At 68.7% G+C, this 17,051-nt stretch carries 10 protein-coding genes; 3 read left to right on the top strand and 7 right to left on the bottom strand.

The window, feature by feature from the left end:
• Positions 1 to 51 precede the first annotated feature (51 nt).
• Complete coding sequence (locus BLU29_RS05395) at positions 52 to 2,166, top strand: hypothetical protein (RefSeq protein ID WP_091055742.1); 2,115 nt, start codon at positions 52 to 54, stop codon at positions 2,164 to 2,166.
• 271 nt (positions 2,167 to 2,437) lie between these two features.
• On the opposite strand, the gene BLU29_RS05390 is transcribed toward BLU29_RS05395, so the two are convergent.
• Complete coding sequence (locus BLU29_RS05390; RefSeq protein ID WP_091055741.1) at positions 2,438 to 5,506, bottom strand: hypothetical protein; 3,069 nt, start codon at positions 5,504 to 5,506, stop codon at positions 2,438 to 2,440.
• Positions 5,507 to 5,611: 105 nt separating this feature from the next.
• On the opposite strand from BLU29_RS05390, the gene BLU29_RS05385 reads away from it, so the two are divergent.
• Positions 5,612 to 6,394, top strand: a complete 783-nt coding sequence (locus BLU29_RS05385; RefSeq protein ID WP_157693646.1) for a Type 1 glutamine amidotransferase-like domain-containing protein — start codon at positions 5,612 to 5,614, stop codon at positions 6,392 to 6,394.
• A 32-nt stretch (positions 6,395 to 6,426) separates the two neighbouring features.
• A complete protein-coding gene (locus tag BLU29_RS05380) occupies positions 6,427 to 8,634 on the top strand; it encodes a hypothetical protein (RefSeq protein ID WP_091055738.1) in 2,208 nt (735 codons plus the stop codon).
• A gap of 48 nt (positions 8,635 to 8,682) precedes the next feature.
• Here BLU29_RS05380 and BLU29_RS05375 read toward each other — a convergent pair whose 3' ends face one another.
• From BLU29_RS05375 to BLU29_RS05350, 6 genes are all read right to left on the bottom strand, one after another.
• A complete protein-coding gene (locus tag BLU29_RS05375) occupies positions 8,683 to 10,872 on the bottom strand; it encodes a beta-galactosidase (protein ID WP_091055736.1) in 2,190 nt (729 codons plus the stop codon).
• A 289-nt stretch (positions 10,873 to 11,161) separates the two neighbouring features.
• Positions 11,162 to 12,010, bottom strand: a complete 849-nt coding sequence (locus BLU29_RS05370) for a hypothetical protein (protein WP_091055735.1) — start codon at positions 12,008 to 12,010, stop codon at positions 11,162 to 11,164.
• A 6-nt stretch (positions 12,011 to 12,016) separates the two neighbouring features.
• A complete protein-coding gene (locus BLU29_RS05365; protein ID WP_157693645.1) occupies positions 12,017 to 12,553 on the bottom strand; it encodes a hypothetical protein in 537 nt (178 codons plus the stop codon).
• Positions 12,554 to 12,562: 9 nt separating this feature from the next.
• Positions 12,563 to 14,317, bottom strand: coding sequence for an ABC transporter ATP-binding protein (locus BLU29_RS05360; protein ID WP_091055731.1), 1,755 nt, complete (start codon positions 14,315 to 14,317; stop codon positions 12,563 to 12,565).
• Positions 14,318 to 14,326: 9 nt separating this feature from the next.
• Entirely contained in the window at positions 14,327 to 15,439 is a 1,113-nt protein-coding gene (locus BLU29_RS05355) for a Gfo/Idh/MocA family oxidoreductase (RefSeq protein WP_091055730.1), read from the bottom strand.
• A gap of 233 nt (positions 15,440 to 15,672) precedes the next feature.
• The gene (locus BLU29_RS05350; protein WP_091055728.1) at positions 15,673 to 16,995 is read right to left on the bottom strand and encodes a DUF455 family protein; all 1,323 of its coding nucleotides are present in this window, start codon (positions 16,993 to 16,995) and stop codon (positions 15,673 to 15,675) included.
• Between the last annotated feature and the right edge of the window lie 56 nt (positions 16,996 to 17,051).

Below are 17,051 nucleotides of genomic sequence, written 5' to 3'. Positions count from 1 at the left end.
CCCTCTTTTGCGGCCTAGCTGAGATCAGCCCCAACCCCCAACCACCCCCTCATGCATTTCTTCGGCCTCCACTGGATCGACGGACTTATCATTGTTGCCTACGTCGTCGCCGTGCTGTCGATCGGCAAGCTGCTGGCGCACGGCGTCAAGGGGCAGGGCGACTTTTTCCTCGGGGGCCGCTCGCTGGGCAAGTGGTTCCAGTTTTTCCTCAGCTTCGGCAGCATGGCCGACCCCGGGCAGGCCACGACCACGTCGAGCTCCGTCTACCGGCAGGGCGCCGGCGGCGCGTGGCTCGCGCTCATCACCCTGTTCCTCACCCCCTACTATTGGTTCCTCAATGTCTGGTTCCGCCGCGTGCGCCTGACGACCACGGCCGACCTGTTCGAGGACCGTTTTGGGCGGCGTTTTCTCAGCTCGCTCTACGCGAGCACGACGCTGATCATGATCATCGTGACGATCGCGGGCGGCAACGTCGTCGCCCTGAAGACGCTGCAGCCGCTCATGGTCAAGGAGCCGGCCGCTTACACCCCGGAAGAGAGGCGGATGGTCGACAATTACGGCGAGTTCATCCGGCTCCGCGCAGACCGCGCAGCCAATGTGCTGCCGACGGAGTCGATGGCCCGCTACGACCTGCTGAAGAACTACTACGATCGCGGCGAGCTGCAGCCGTATGTGACCTACCTGCAGCCGGCGCCGTTCTATCTCGCCTCCTCGCTGCTGGTGGCGGTCTTCATCGTGCTCGGCGGCCTCAAGGCCTCGGCCATGGTCGACGCCGTGCAAGCCGTCCTCGTCATCCTGATCTCGGTGATCCTGATCCCGTTCGGGCTGGCGCGGCTCGGCGGCGTCGGGACGTTGCACCAGAAGGTGCCGGAGGTTATGTTCAATCTCTTCGGCGGGGGCGCGATGAGCGAATACACCTGGTATTCCATCGGCGCGCTCCTGCTGGTGCAGTTCCTCGGCATCTCCGGCTCGCAGGCCAACATGACCATCGCCGGCTCGGCCAAGAACGAGCTGGCCGCGCGGCTCGGCGCGGTCACGGGCGGCTTCAGCAAGCGGTTCGTGACGATCGCGTGGGCCTACTGCGGCCTCATCGCCCTGGCCCTGTTCGGGCCCGGGCTGTCCGACCCCGACCAGGTCTGGGGCCTGCTGACCAAGTCGCTCCTGCCCGTCGGCCTCGTTGGCGTGATGATCATCGGCATCCTCGGCGGCAAGCTGGCCCTGCTCGGCGCGCAGTCGGTCGTGATGGCCGGCCTCGTCGTGAAGAACATCTACGAACCGATCTTCCCGGGCAAATCCGAGAAGCACTACATGGTCGTCGCGCGCCTGACCGTGCCGGTCTCCCTGGCGCTCGGCATCGCCATCGGCCTCTATCTCAACAGCGTGATCGCGCTGCTGAAATTCGCCATCGTGTTCCTTGTGATCTGGGGCGTGCCCATCACGCTGCTCTTCGTCTGGCGGCGCGTGACCGAAATGGCGGTGCGCGTCCAGGTCTTCACCATGCTTTTGCTGATCGTCGTGATGCCGTGGACGGTCCCGCAGATCCCGGCGCTGGCCCGTTCCGCCGCGCTTACGGTGATGACGCGCGAGCGCGTGGTCACGAGCGAGGCCGCGGCCACGGCGGCCGATGTCGCCGCCGGGCGGTCGGCCGCGGTCGGGACGACCTTGACCCGGACGCAGCGCCTCGAACCGGTTTCGGTTTTCTTCGAGGAAGGGGTCGTCCGCGCGGACCCGCAGGACCCGGCCTCGCCAAAGACCGGTCGCGGGCTCTTCCGGGCGGAGGTGTGGCTGATCTCGCTGCTGGGGGTCGACGTCGCCGGGTTCAATTCCGCGCAACTGATGACGACGCGCTACCTGGTGGACGCGCTGCTGCCGATCCTGATCCTGCTGGTCGTCAGCTGGCTGACGCCGCCGACCGACCCGGCGCGCGTGGCGCGCTTCTATGCGCGCATGAAGACCCCGGTGGCCGCGACGCTCGAGGACGATGCCAGGGAAGTCGCGGCGAGCTACGCCGACCCCACGCGCCTCGACCACACCAAGCTCTTCCCGGGGTCCAACTGGGAGTGGACCAAGTGGAACCGGCAGGACGCTCTTGGCTTCGCCGGCTGCTGTGCCCTGGTCGGGTTGATCCTGATCATCTTCAAGGCTGTGCTCGTGATCGGGAGCTGAAAGCCGCTGGTAACAGTAATATGTTACCAGGGGAATCGGATGACATGTTCCCGTTGCCCAGGACCACGATCATTCTCGATGAATCGTGCGCGGAGTTGCACGACGCCGTGGCCACGATGGCGCCCGTCTTTGTCTTCCGGCGCCGGAACGGCTTTCTCCCCACGTCTCCGGCTGCCGCGGCAGACGAACTGCATGAGGCGCTGACGGCGGGCCATGTGGCACCGCCCTATGTCTTCGTAGCCGCGTCCTTTGGCGGGTTTACGGCGCTGGCCTACGCCGCCCGGTATCCGGCCACACTCGCCGGTCTGGTGCTGGTCGATTCGTCGCACCCGGAGCAGGGCGCTGCCGCGGCTGCGGCGATTCTGCCCGGCGAACTTGGCATACCCGCGGTGGCGGCTTTCCAGCAACACCTGCAGGGTTTCGGTCCGATCTGGATCGAGGGCCGTGCGGTGGTGGCCGGGATTCGCGATCTCGGCGATCTGCCCCTGATCGTGCTGGCCGCAGGCCGCCCGGACATGCCGGCGGAATTGAGCGAAGCAACGCGGAGGGCGTTGACCCAAGGCTGGCATGCCCTGCAGCGTCGGCACGCGGCGCTGTCGCCCCGCGGCGAGTTGCGGATCGTGCCGGGCGCCGGCCACAACCTCGTGGCCACCGCCCCAGCCGCGATCGTGGCGGCGATCCGGAAACTGGTCACGCCCAGCGATAATTTGTAACGCATTACGTTACAAATTATCCGGTCAGTTGGTTCGGGAAATACCAGGCTGACCGGCTGGCCGGGCTGGATCTCGATGAGGCCGTCCTGGGCGGAGGCCGGGGGGGCGAAGCCGGCGTGCTCCAGGCTCGCAGTGTGGAGGACGATGCGGATTTTCTTGTCGGCTCGGTTGATGGGCTCGACTTTCAGGGTCGCGGTGCGGCCGTCGAGGGAAACGGTGAGCGCGAGCGTCACCGTGCCGGCGCCAGTCTGCCAGGCGTCGAGGCGGTTGACGGCGCCCGGGTGCAGCCACTCGACGGGCACGCTGCCGAGCAGGTGCACGGTATTTTCGCGATCATAGGCGAGCATGGAGCCGGCGAGCTGGACGAACATCGCGGCGGCGAAGCAATGCGGCTGGTCGCCGGCCAGCTTTAGCGGATCGCCGATGAGCGACTGCTCCTCCACCCAAGTGCCGCGCGGCGAGGCGTGGTTGGCTGCGGCATAAAGCATGTCGGCGGTCTTGGCGTCGTGTCCGAGCACCAGGTGCTGGAAGGCGATGAACAGCCCCATGCCGGCCCAATTGCCGCCGGGCATCCAGCCCATGCTCACCGGTAGACCCTGCCGTTCGACGGAATCGAGCACGGCGAGAGTGCCGGTCACAAGCTCGTGATCGGACGGGATCCAACCCTCGCCATTGAGGTGGGCGTCGAACACGGCCCATTGGGTGAGCTGGGGGATGGGGTCGTCGCCCTTGAGCCCGACCCGCACGGGCAGATAGAGGTTGCCTTGGCGGTCGCGTCGCTGGTCTCGCAGGCGGTGCCGGTCGTAGGCCGCACGGAATTCCGCCGCGAGCCGGGCGATCTCGCCGGCGTCCTGGTGGAGGCCGAGCGCTTCGGCCGCGCGGACGGTCGCGCGCAGGCCGGTGATCGTGCAATAGACGGAGGAATACTCCGCGCCGATGTCGAGGATGCCGCCGTCGCTGAATCCCGGCGGGAACATGCCGCCATACGGCGCGTCGGGCTGGGCGAGGGTCTTGTCCCGCAGGGCACGGATGCCCGCCACGCCGCGCATGATCTGCGGCCAGCGTGCCCTGGCGTAACTCCAGTCGCCGCTGATCTCGGCGTCGCGCGTCACCGCCCACAGCACCTCCGCGGTGGTGCGGTAGATCTGTTGCGGATGCAGCTCGTCGATGATGCCGTCGGTGTTCTGCTGCGCGAAAAGCGCATCCAGGGTCTGGCGGCCCGTGGCGGAGTCGCCGAGCATTGCCGCGAGGCTGGTCAGGTAAACGGCGTCGCCGGCCCAAAGCCCGCGATAGAGGGAAAAGCTGGAATCGAACTGTGACTGGCCGTTGATGTTCTCCCGCGCCTGGTAGAGCGTGCGGATCGAACCGTCGACGAAGGCCTGGATCCGGGGGTCGGCGACGGTGATGCGCCCGTAGGGAATCGCGATCCTGGCCCAGCGTTCGCGGCTCAGCCCGAGGGCCGCGGCGGGCGTCAGGGCCCGGGCGGCCGCAACGGTGGCGGCGTCGGCCTGGCCGGAAAAAACCCAGGCGCTGATCTCCGGGGTGCCGGGGGCGAAATCGAGCTGCCAGCCCGTCGCGGTCTTTGCCAGCCCGGTCGCGCGCGGTGCCGTCAGCACGAAGGGAACGCCGTCATCGGTGACGACACCGTCGGCGCGAAGCTCGAGCGCCCGGCCGGTCGCGAGGGTGAGCGTCGGTTGCGCCCGGTTCGAATACCGGGCGTGGATCAGGTCGGTGCGCGGCGGCGCCCGGCGGGCTTCGGTGCCGCAGGCGATGCGCAGCTCGGCGCGGTCGGCGGGCCCGCGGGAGCCGGCGACGAGTTCGGCGCGGGTGAGCCGGAGATCCGCCGGGTAAACCGCAATGGTGGCGAGCGTGGTGTTGGGATCGTGGCCCTGCGGTGCCAGGACCGTGACGTCGATCCAGCCGTTCCGGTCGGTGTCAATGGCATCGAACAGGAAGACCTGCGGCTGGTTGAGCGGGGCATTGAGGGCGAGATCGAGGGTCAGCGCCGGTGCGCCCTCCACGTGCATCTCGGCGAGGCGGTCGCCCAGGCGGAGCTTGTAGCTCTCGCAGAAACCGAGCATGACGCGCTTGGCGGCGCCGGGCGCGACGCGGAAGCGGTAGCGCAGCGGGCGCGTGATGCCCCAGGCGACGTTGCGAAATTCCGGCGAGGCCTCGCCCGGAGGTTTCGCCCAGCCGAGCGCGCCCGTGATGCCGTCCAGGCGCTCATAGGTGGCGGTGCGGCCCTCGGAAGGAGCGGGGGCGGCGGGCGGCAGCGCCAGCGTGGTGATCTCGATGGTGTCCGGGCCGCGGCGCAGCACGGTGCGCAGGGCCGGCAGGCGGGGGGAGTCGACCCAGTCCTGGCGTTCCAGGGCGAAGGGTTTGCCGGCGGCCGCGGCGGCGACCGTCGTGGCGGGCTGCACGTAGGGTCCCGGGCCGAAGTCGTAGAGGAGCGCGCCGCGCTCGTCGGCCATCGGCTTGTGCCAGTCGTCCGGCACGCCGAGCGGCTGGTGCCAGGTCGGTATCCCAAAACGCAGGTCGACCGTGCGATCCGCGGCGAGGACGGTCAGGGGAACAACCAGCAACAATGACCGCAGGGCGGGAGTGGACGCCAGAAACCGGGAAACCATGCGGCGAGGATTGATTTGCGCGGAACCGGGGCGAAATGAATGTTTATGAAAATTTCCGCCCAGATTGAATGTCGGGGAAAATTTGTTCTCCTTGGGCACCCCGTCATGCGTTCCCGGCCCCGACTTTTGCTGCTCTGTCTCCTGCTGCTGCCCGGATTGCTCCGGGCTGCGTCGCCCTCCGTGCTCGTGTGCGGTGGCGCCATGATGAACGGCGATCACTTCGCCGACAGCACCCTCGCGCTGATGCGCGAGCACTATGCCGGCTGCAAAAGGATCGCGCTGGTGCTCGACGCCACGGCGCCCGCCGAGCGCGACCACATGGAGCAGCGGCTGCAGGCGGCGTTCGCCCACCTGAACGGGGCCCGGTCGGAATCGCTGCACCACCTGGATGTCGCCGGCCAGCGGGCGCTGTTGGAAAAGGCCGATGGCATTTTCGTCGGTGGGGGCGAGACCTTCGTCCTGCTGGCGGCCCTGTATCGCACCGGTCAGCTGGCGCTGATCCGGGCGCGCGTGGCCGCCGGCGTGCCCTACGGCGGCTCGAGCGCCGGCGCGAATGTGGCGGGGCTGCGCATCGGCACCACGAACGATTTCCCGACGGCGGACATCCCGAGCCGCGAATCGCTCGGCCTCTTCCCGGCGGTGATCAATCCGCACCACCCGCGCCCGGCGCTCGCGACGGATTTCAAGGGCCGGGCGGACAAGATCGCGGGTTATCTTAAATTCAATCCCACCGAAACCGTGCTGGGACTGGGCAACACCTCGATCGCGCGCCTGCACGACGGTCGTGTGACTCTCGCCGTCGGCGAAGGCTGGCTTTACCGCGCGGACCGCGTGCGGGCCCTGCAGCCGGGCGATGAGATGGTCGAGCTGGAGCACACCGGGTCGTGAGTGGCGCCCCGTTCCTCCGGGAGAATTTTATTATGGACCGACAAACCCTCGTTCTCGGCTTCGCCCTCGTCGCGCTCCCGGTTTTGGCCGCGGCCGGACCGCTCCCGGCCACGGCCCCGCAGGTCGATTTTGGCTATGCTTTCGGCTACCCGCACCGGCTGACCGTGGCCCTGCCGGACAGCGGGGACAAGACGCTCGTCGATTGCGAACCCGGCCAGGTGACTCTCGCGTGGAGCTACGACAACCTGCTCAGCTTTCCGGTCGGGAATTTCTTCGGGCCGGCGACCCAGTGGAAGGTGACGCTGCGTCCCGAGGTGGATGGCGTCAGGCTCATGGCGTCGACGTGGCGCCGCAGCGAAGGCTGGCTGCCGGTGCTCACGGCGGAGTTCACCGGCCCCACGGTCCGCGCGACCCTGGAGGTTGCCGGCGGCAGCCGGGCGGCGCTCGTCCGGGCCGAGTTTACGAATCTCGATGCCACCCATTCCCACACGGCCGCGATCGATTGTGCGGTGCCCGGCAACTGGCGCGGCGTCAACCCCGCCGGCGTCGATCCCGGTCTGCCGGCCAATGCCCGCGACGCGTTGGTTGCCGGCTGGATGGCCCGGGCCGACCGCGTGATCCTGGCCGCCGTCGGCGGCGACGGCTACCAAGTCGCCGCCAACACCCTGCACCCGACCCTCGAGCTCAGGCCCGGCGAAACCCGCAGCCTTTGGCTGGTGCGGCCCTATCGCGTCTATGAGTCCATGCTCCCCGAGCTGCGCCGGCGCGACTGGGCGCAGGAGTTTGCCGACGCGAAGGATGTCTGGCGCCGGCTGATCGGACACACGACACGGATCGAACTGCCCGACGAAGGGGTGCGGCGCGCATATTACGCCGGCTTGGCGGACATCTTCATCATGCGCGAGCCCGTGCCCGGCGACTACATCGGCACGCTGCCCGGCACCGAACTTTACCGCGCCACCAATCCCGTCGAGGCGGCGATCGCGTCCATTGCGCTCGACGAAGCCGGCCTGCCGGTCGAGGCCGCCGACGGTTACCGCGTCGCCCTGGACTCGCAGAATTTCGACGGCTGCTGGTCGGAGTCGCAGGGCTGGGCGCGCACCATGTGGGTGGCGGCGGGCTTCAAGAGCTGGTTCGTGATGGAGCATTACCGCCTCACGCGCGACCGGGAGTTCCTGGCCAATGTCTTCCCGCGGATGCTCGCCAGCAGCCGCTGGCAGGAACAGCAGCGCCGGCGCACGCGGGTGCTGGCGGACGGACCGCGCCCGCTCACCTACGGGCTCCTGCCCCGGGGCATGGGTGACGGCGGACTCAAGGACGACGCCAGCCTCTACGGCGTCTTCCTGCCGCACAACATCTGGGCGGTCTACGCGGACCAGCAGGCGCTGCGGGCCGCCGAGGAATTGGGACTCACCCTGGAAGCCGCGGAACTGCGCGGCATCTACGAGACGGCGCGCACCGACCTGCTTGACGCGATCCGCCGCGGGGCAATCCAGGAAGACGGCTACCGGTGGATTCCGGGGGTCGCCGGCAAGACCAGCGGCAGCCGCTGGGGCGTGCTCAACGCGGCCTTTCCCGCCCGCCTGCTGCCGGCGGCGGACGAACTGATCACCGGCACCATCCGGAAAATGGAATCGAAGATGAGCCCGGGCGGCCTGCCGATCCACACGGGCTGGATGGAGGACGGCATGTGGGTGGCCATCGCCCCCGACAATCTCGGCGAAACACTGCTCCTGCGGGGCGACGGCGACGCCGTGGCCCGATACCTCTATGCCACCCTGAACCATGGCACGCCGCTCTACTCCTGGTGCGAGGAGCGGGGACCCGAGCCTGGCGCCGCCAAGACCACCGGGGACCGGCAACACCTTTGGACGCCCGTTGCGGTCCTGCGCCTGCTGCGCGACAGCCTGGTGTTCGAGGACGGCGACACGCTCCATCTTGCGCGCGGCACGGACCGGTCGTGGCTGGATCGCGGCGCAGTGGGCGGCACGGCGTTCCAGACGCACTTCGGCCCGGTGGCCTATGAACTGACTTATGCCGCCGCCTCGCGGCAGGTGCGCGGCCAGGTGGACCTGGCTGCCGGCCGCCCGCCCGCCGTGCTGCAAGTCCACGTGCGCCTGACTGGGGGGAAGAAGCTAGCCTCCGTGAGTGACCCGGCGGCCCGCGTGCTCCAAGACGGTGAGACGATCGAGTGGTCGCACCCGGGAACGCAGATCCGCTTCACAGCCGCCGTGAAGTAGGGCGGCACGAAGCGGAGCGCGGCGTGCCGATGCCGGGCTCCCGATCGTTCAGCCCAGCAGCACGGCACCTGTATCCGAGTCGAACACCGTTGTGCTCTTCGACGGCAGCGTGACCTGGACGACCCGGCCGTTTGGCAGCCGCAGCGTGCGCGGGCCGCCGGCGGCGGTGTGGACGAGCAGCAGGCCGTCGCCGAGGAGCGTGGTCTCATCGTGTTCGTTGAGCACACGGCATCCCGCCTGACGGGCGAGCGCGCGCCAGGTGGACGGCTTGTTGGGCGGCAGGGCGAAGGACCACCAGGTGGAGGTCGCATCCGCACGGCGCACCGCACTCGGTTCGCCGTCCGCCCAGCGGCCGATGACCTGCGCGTCCGGGGCGGCGAAGGCCGGCACCGGGAACGCGCGGTCGAGCGAAAGCACCTCCGTGCGTCCGTCGAACTGGAGGGTCTGCACGGCGGGAGAAGCCGGGTGCAGCCGGGTGGAGAAACGGGTCCACCGGTTGGCAAGTTCCGGGCCGACGGCCGTGCCGTTGCTCCAGCCGGCGTAGCCGAGCAGCACGACGTGGCGCCCCGCGACGGCGATCTTTTCCATGATCAGTTTCCATTGGACGTCGTCCAGCACCACGGTCGTGGCGAACACCACCATCCGATAGGGCGAAAAATCGAGCGCGGGCAGCTCGGACAACAGGGCGTCACCATGGATGACGCCGGATTGATGGAACGACTCGACCACGCCGTCCGTGAGCAGCCGGGAGACGGGATCGACCGACGAGATCGGCATGACGCCAAAGACCGTTTTTTCGGGGATGTGCCGGGCGCTGGCGATATGAGCGAACGACCAGGGGTCATGGATCACGAGCACGTCGGCCTCGCGGACGAAGGGTCGGCCGGCGCGCGACTGCGCGAGGGCGCGGATCCGGCCCCATTCCCGCTGGATGGTGGGCTCGTCCCACCAGCCGATGTTGCCCATGCGGGCAAACGCCGGCGTGCCGGCAATCGGGCCAAAGTCGAAGCACCAGGCGCCGCCGCCGCGGGTGACAGGCACGAGGAGGTTGCGCCGCAGCACCGCCACGTCCTCCTCCAGGGTGCTCGTGAAAGTCTTGTCCCACGGGCAGGGGCTGACGGTGGTCGCGCGGTCCATCTCGTCGACCCAGACCTTGCCGGCCCGGCGCACGGCGTCGACGACGCCGCGCGAATTGCCCGAACCGCCGAGCGGCATGGCGGTCGGCGTGTAGGCCGGCGTGGCGCAGACGAGATCAAGGTGGGGCGAGGCCAGCACGCGCGCGATCCCGAGGTGGCCGCCGGCGGCCTCGCGGCCGAAAAGGCAGTAGAAGTAGCCGAAGAACGAGGCCGTCGCGATCGGCCGCGGCCAGGAGTCGCGCACGGTCTTCGCCATCGCGATCACCGTGTCGGCGGTCTCCTCGTGCAGGAAGGTGTAGTAGTCGATCACGGCGCGCTGCCGGGCCGGATCGCGCAGCAGGGCGAGGTCGGCGGCTTCGCGGGCGGGCGACGCGGGCGGGGTCACCCCGGCCCAGGTCAGGCCCGGCTGCGCCCAAGCGCGGGCCAGCGCGGCCTCGTCGCCGTAGCGCGCCTGCACCCAGCGCCGGAAGACGCCGGTGGCGGCGGGGCTCGTGTCGGGATCGTGGCAGAAGAAACCCCATTGGTGCCATTCGCCGTAGACGCCATTGGCCACCTGGAGGGAGAACACGGCGGCGCCTTCCGGGGTCGCGGCGAGTCCGGCACAGAAACGCGCCAGCTGGCGGCGGGCCCACGCGCGCCACTTGTCCGAGTAGAAACTGGCGCGCACCGGCATGTCGTTGTCCCGGCCGACCCAGCGCTCGAGGCCCCAGCGCACCTCGGGCTGCGCGGGGCCGTCGGCATAGGCGCAGCATTCGTCGGGGTGGGCCGTGCACCATGCGGGCGGCGCGTTGAGGTGGACGCGGAGCATCACGTAGGCGTTGGGCGCCGCCGCCAGCACGCCGGCCACCTGCCGGCGGACGAGGGTGAAGTCCATCGTATCGTCCGGCCCGAGCAGTTGTTCCAGCCAGATGTCGGCCTGGAAGAGTTCGCCGCCCTGGGCGGCAAAGAGCGCGATGTTGCGCGCCGGCACCTCCTCCCAGGTCCAGCGGGCGCCCGGACAATCCGTCAGGGCGTAGATCTGCGGGGTGACCGGACGGCCGTCGAGCAGCAGCGTGGCGCGACCGGCGCGGGATTCGACCGTGGCGTGAACGGGGTTTCGCATGAGGTGATGATCAGGGACAGAGGGTAGCGCCCGCCGGGCCCGTGGAGGAAAATACGAAGCGGACCGGACCGCGATAAGCGAACTGAATGTCGATGAAAATTTCCCGCCGGCCGGGATCTGGCTACGAGGGGGTGTTGGCAAAATACCTTAACCGTCCAATCTGGCGCTCAATCCATCACTTTCGCTATCGGTCATCCTGAGCCGCGCGAAGGATCCAGCAGAATTCGCGCGCGCCTCTGGATCCTTCGCGCGGCTCAGGATGACAATCAGAGGATTTTGCCAACACCCCCTAGAAGACCGGGCCGAACGTGTAGCGCAGGCTCCACTCCTGGGTCTGGCCGGGGGCGAGGTCGAGGACCTGATAGGGCTCGATCGAGAACGTGTTGCTGTTGCCCCATACCAGGCACTCGCTCGGGGCAAAACTCGTCTCGAAATCGACGTGGGTGAGCACGGGATGCGTGAGCCGGACGGCGAGGTTCCCGCCCGCGGGCAGGCGCAGGAAATCCAAATGCCCGTCCTGCTCGTGGGCGAACCGGCGTTTTTGCGTGAACGCGCGGCCGGCCAGGGCGAAGCCGGGATTTTCCGGGAGCCCGGAGCCTTCCGGCAGCGTGGCGTCGATGACGCCGTCGGTCAGCGCGAAGAAGGGATGGCAAAACCACTCGAGGTGGAGCGGGGCGAGGCCCCGGTTGGTGAGCCGCGTGGCCGAGCGCACGGTGCGGCCGGTGAGCCCGATTTCGCGGCGCAGGGCATAGTTGCGGCCGGCGGCTTCCTGGTCCGTCTCAAAGACCAGGCGGTCGGCGTGCGCGGCCACGCGCCACTGGCACGCGCGGGTGACGGTGACCCCGCCGGCGGCGTCGAGCGCGAGCGCGCCTGCGCCCAGGGCGACGCCCTCGGCGCCTTGCCACGTGAGCGGCCGGCCGTCGCGGGTGCGGTGGCGGAAGGACTCCGGCAGGCCCTGGCTGTTCCACGCCGAAGGATCGGGCTTGGGCCACTCGGGGCCGGTGAGGACCGGGCCGGCGTGGCGGTCGTGCACCTGCCAGAGGCTGCCGCCCCAGCAAAAGCGCGGGCCGAGCCGGGCGCGGTCCGTCGTCGGATCGAGCAGTTCCAGGCGAAGGTCGGAGTTCGCGAGCGTGAGCACGGTGGATCAGCGCAGGCGCATGACGCGGATCGTGGTGTTGGCACCCTCCACGATCAGGGCGAACTGGCCGTGCGGCCGGGCCTGGATCTCAATGTCCTTGCCGACGAGTTCGTAGGGGATCGCCTCGTAGCCTTCCCAGATCTGGCCGTTGTCGAGCTTGAAGCGGTTGGCGGATTCCCAGGCGAGCACCCTGGCCTTCAGCGGCGGGAGGGTGCGCCAGTCGGTGTCGGAAAAAACGGGCAGGCCGAAGCGCTGGAGCAGCCCGCGTTTTTGCTCGGCGGACACCGCCGGAGTGGCGGCCGGCACCGTCGCAGCGGCCGCGCGGGTGGCGGTGAGATCGGCCTGCAACCGGGCGGTTGCGCCGGCCTCGTGGCGGATGAGCGCGGCGTCGATGACGCCGATCTCATCGGGCGTAAGACGGTCCAGCCCGGCGCGCTGCCATTCGGCGGTGGAGAGTACGGCCTTGAGTCCGGGGAAAACAGGCTGGGCGGAGCCCAGGCTGGTGCAGAACAGGAAGACGACGGCGAGGAGCGGGGTTTTCATGGGAAGCATTCAGGGGCGAAGGATGCCCTGGCCGGTGTCTTGCGCGGCGACCAGCCGGGCGAAGGCACCGCCGCGGGCGATGAGCGTGTTGAAATCGCCTTCCTCGAGGATGCGGCCGCCGTCGAGCACCACGACCCGGGTGGCGTTGCGGATGGTGGAGAGGCGGTGGGCGATGGTGATGACGGTGCGGCCGGCGGCAAGGCGGTCGAGCGCCTCCTGGATCAGGCGCTCGCTCTCGTAGTCGAGGGCGGAGGTGGCTTCGTCAAGGATCAGGACCGGCGGATTGCGCAGGATGGCGCGGGCGATGGCGAGGCGCTGGCGCTGGCCGCCAGAGAGCGTTGCGCCCCGTTCGCCGACGAGCGTCGCGTAGCCCTCGGGCAGGCGGTTGATGAACTCCTCGGCGTTGGCCTGCTGCGCCGCGGCGCGGATCTCGGCCGCGGTGGCGTCGGCGCGGGCGAAGCGGAGGTTCTCCGCGATGGTGCCGGAGAGGAGAAGGCTGTCCTGGAGCACCACGGCGAGTTGGCGGCGAACCCAGCGCATGTCCCATTCGGCCTGCGGCACGCCGTCAATGAGGATGCGGCCGGCACCCGGGGCGTAGAGGCCGAGCAGCAGGTTGGCGAGCGTGCTCTTGCCGGAACCGGAGGCGCCGACAAAGGCGATGTGTTCGTTGGGTTGGAGGCGGAGGTTGATGTCGTGCAGCACGCGGCGGTCGGGCGCCGTGGGGTAGGAGAAGGCGACGTGCTCGAAGACGATCTCGCCGCGGAGGCGCTGAACCCGGCGGGTGCCGTGCCACTCCTCGACGTAGGTCGAGTCGACCAGTTCCTTGATGCTCAGGTAGCTTTCGCGGCCGATGAAATACTGTTCGCTCAGCGCCACGAACGCCTGGATCGGCCCGAGCACGATCGGCAGGCCCGCCACGAAGGCGAAGAGCGTGCCGTAGGAGATGGTGCCGCGGATGGCGAGCAGGGCGCCGCCCGCCATGATGATGAGGGCGATGACCTGGCTGCTGACATACCAGAAGGTGCCGTAGATGGCATTCAGGTAGCTTTGGTGCACGCGCTGGCGGGCGAAATCCAGGCTGGTCCGGTCCAGGTCGGCCTCGGCCTGGCGTTCCTCGCCGAAACTGCGCACGAGCCGGAGGGCGGAGATGTATTCGCTGGCCGTGCCGGTGAGTTTTTCCTGGGCGAGGCGCGCCGAGTGGTTGCTGTGCTGGAGGCGGTCGAAGAAATGGTATTTTGCGAAGCTGTAGACGGGCAGGACCAGCGCGAGCACGCCGGCCAGGCGCCAGTTCAGGATGGCGAGGATCGCAAAGATGCTGGCGCCATAGAGGACGTTCGGCAAAAACTGGTTGAGGATGTTGTAGAGCAGCGCCTCGACCTTCTGGGTGTCGAACGCGTATTTCGAGAGCAGGCGGCCGGTCTTCTGCTGGTCGAGGTAGCCGAAGCTCAGGAACTGCAGCTTGAAGAAGAGCCGGCTGCGCAGCTCGACCATCATTTGGGCCATGGCCTGCGCGATCTCGTTGGCGCCCCAGACCGAGAAGATGTAGTGCACGCCGAGCAGCAGGAGGAAAATGCCGCCCAGCCCCGCGATGGCGGCGGGGTCGCGGGCGGGCACGGCGACGTCGATCATGCGCTGGAACAGCCACGGGCAGGGGGCGACGGCCAGCGAGCGCAGCAGGGCAAGCCCGAGCCCGCGCCAGAGACGGCCGCGGCTGGCCCAAAGGTAGCCGGTAAGTGAGCGCGATGCGATCGCCTCGCGGGTCATGGCGTGGACTCAGCCGGCCCGGGTCGGTTCGCCCTTCAACCGCTTGGGTGCGCGCTGCCCGTGCAGCGCGGTATAGAACGGGTCGCCCGGCCGGATGGAGCCGCGGGTGACGATTTCGCCGGTGAATCCCGATTTGTAGATGGCGGTCAGCAGCTCCAGCGTCTGGCGGGCCTGGTCCCCCGAGGTGAGCGGGCGGCGGTGGGCGTCCATGTCGCTGACAAAGGCGTTGAGCTGGGCGCCGTGGGTGGAGCCGAAGTCCGGCGGGAAATTATGCCAGGCCTGCAGCAAGCCGTCGTCCTGCGCCGGGGGGACCGGCGTGAGCTTCCAGTTGTCGCGCGTGTAGCTGTAAAGGTGGGTGAGCTCGACGGTGGCCTTCTGGTAGTCCAGCCGGAGGTAGGTTTCCTGGCGGGGACTGAGGGCGCTGTTGACGATGGAGCCGACGGCGCCGTTGGCGAAGGTGACGAGCGCCAGCGAGACGTCCTCGACCTCGACGGCGCGGTCGAGCGTGCGGACCACGGCGCGCACCTCGCTCCACGGCCCCATCAGGTGCAGGAAGTGGTCCATGGCGTGGATGCCGAGGCCCATGGTGGGTCCGCCGAGCTCCGTTTCCCAGCGGCCGCGCCACGGCACCGCGTAGTAGGCGGCGTCGCGATACCACAGCGTGTTGCAGACGCCGACCAGGGGCCGGCCGAGCTGGCCGCTGTCGGCGAGCCGGCGCAGGTGGCCGGTCACGGCGCCGAAGCGCATCTGGAAAATGCAGGCGGTGAAGCAGCCGGTGCGCTGTTCCGTGGCCTCGATCTGGTCGAGCTCGGCGAGCGAGCCGCAGAGCGGTTTCTCGCAAAGGGCCCAGGCGCCGGCCTCCATGGCGGCGATGCACATGCCGGCGTGCTGGGCGGGCGGGGTCGCCACCAGCACGAGGTCGGGCTTCTCCGCGGCCAGCATCGCGGCGTAGTCCGTGTAGTGGTGCGGGATGCCGTGCTTCCGGGCGAACTCGCTTACGCGGGCCGCATCGATATCGACCGCGGCTTCCAGGGTGACACGCCCGGCGGTGCCTTCTATGGCCCGGACATGAGCTTCGCCAATGGAACCGGTGCCGACGAGCGCGGCGCGGTAGGTTTTCATGTGGGCATCAGGCGGTGTTTTGGTCGGCACGGTCGAAACGGGATCAGACGCAAGGTCAGGCGTGGAATGGGAAGGGGCGGAGGTTCAGAAAAAAACGCATCGGCAGGGAATGCGCGATAGGAATCATTCTGCAAATGAATGAAAATTAAAACGACGAAGGGTGCGGCGTTGGGGGAGCATCTGGCCGCACCCGGTTTTCCGGGGAACGGTGAACGTCCGGACCGGGAGTGGGATCAGCCCACGCCCGCGAGACGGAGCAGCTTGCGGCCGGTCAGCCGACGGTCCGGCGGGAGGGCGTGCGGGGTAAGGCCGCCATGCGTTCCGGCCAGTTCCGCAAATTTCGCCCGGGTCGCGGCGACAAACTCGGCCACCGGCCGCCGCTCGCCGCCCAGCGCCATGATCTCCGGCAGCCAGCGATGGCCGTAGCGGACATGATTCTGCTCGTCGTTGCGGTCGAACGCCAGGAGCGTGTCGGCCTCGAAGTCGTTCAGCTCGCGCACGCGGTCCATGACAAGGGCCTTGGTCGGGAAGCTCCCGGCCTCGAATTCCATCGTCATCATCGCGTAGCGCTCGTGCGGCGGCATCCGGACGAGGAGGTGGTAGAGGTCGAGCGGGTGCTCGAGCGTCATGAGGTCCACCCCGAGTTTGGGCAGCTGCCGGTAGCCGAACTGGCTGTGCCGGGACTCGTCCCACAGGTGGCGCGCCAGATCGTGGTGCAAGTCGAACGGCGCGGCGGGTGTGTCGATGAAGAGGGTTGCGAGGTAGTCGACGGCGTCCAGCTCCATCATCAGCCACACATAGACCATGAGGCGGATGACGCGCGCGTCGGTCTTTGGGTCGACGAGCCAGGGGCGGACGATGGGGGTCTCGTCGGGATCAAGGCTGAAGGCGCTGGAACAGGTCGGATACTTGCCGCGGTTGCAGGTGGCGGGATGGACATAGGGCCGGAGCGCGGATTCCCAGACGAAGCCGGAGGACAACGGGGTGCGCGGGTGATCGCCGAGAAGGCCGCCATGGGCGGCGAGGGCCAGGCGCAGGTGGCGGATTCCCTCCGTCGCGTCGACTGTATCGAGATAGGGCTCCAGCTCGCGCGCATGGCGTTCCTCGTCGGCCACAAACTCCTCGACGAGCTTGCGCGAGGGCCAGTCGGCGAGGTGGTGGGTGGCCGACAGGTAGTGACGATAGGCTCCGAGCAGGGCGGGCTTGAGCACGCGGTAAAAGCCGGCGAGCGCAACGTAGCCGTCGGCGGGCATCGCGGCCTCGGTGAAGATCCGGCTGAGTTCCGGGCGCACGCTTTCGCCGGCGCCGAAGCCGCTCAGCTCGCGGCCGCGCTCGCGCAGGAAGCGCGCGTGGCCGGCGGATTCCCAGACGTGCTGGCAGAGCAGGTATTTCAGCTCGGGCTCACCGACGCGGCAGATGAGGGTCGTCGCGGTGCGGACGAACTCGCGTTCGATCTCGAAGAGCAGGCGCATGAGCCGGGCCATGTCCTGCACGGCGGCCATGCGGCCGGTGGCGGAGGTGGCGGGGGCGGGGGGCGTGGATGTGGGGGCGACCATGGGGTTTGGTGAGAGGGTCGATGGAGCTTATAACTCCCGTCGGCCCTCTAAAAAAC

This window comes from Opitutus sp. GAS368, assembly GCF_900104925.1.
In the GTDB taxonomy this organism is placed as follows: Bacteria; Verrucomicrobiota; Verrucomicrobiia; order Opitutales; family Opitutaceae; genus Lacunisphaera.
The sequence above is the reverse complement of the archived record's forward strand: the minus strand, read 5'-3'. Positions and strand labels throughout refer to the sequence as shown.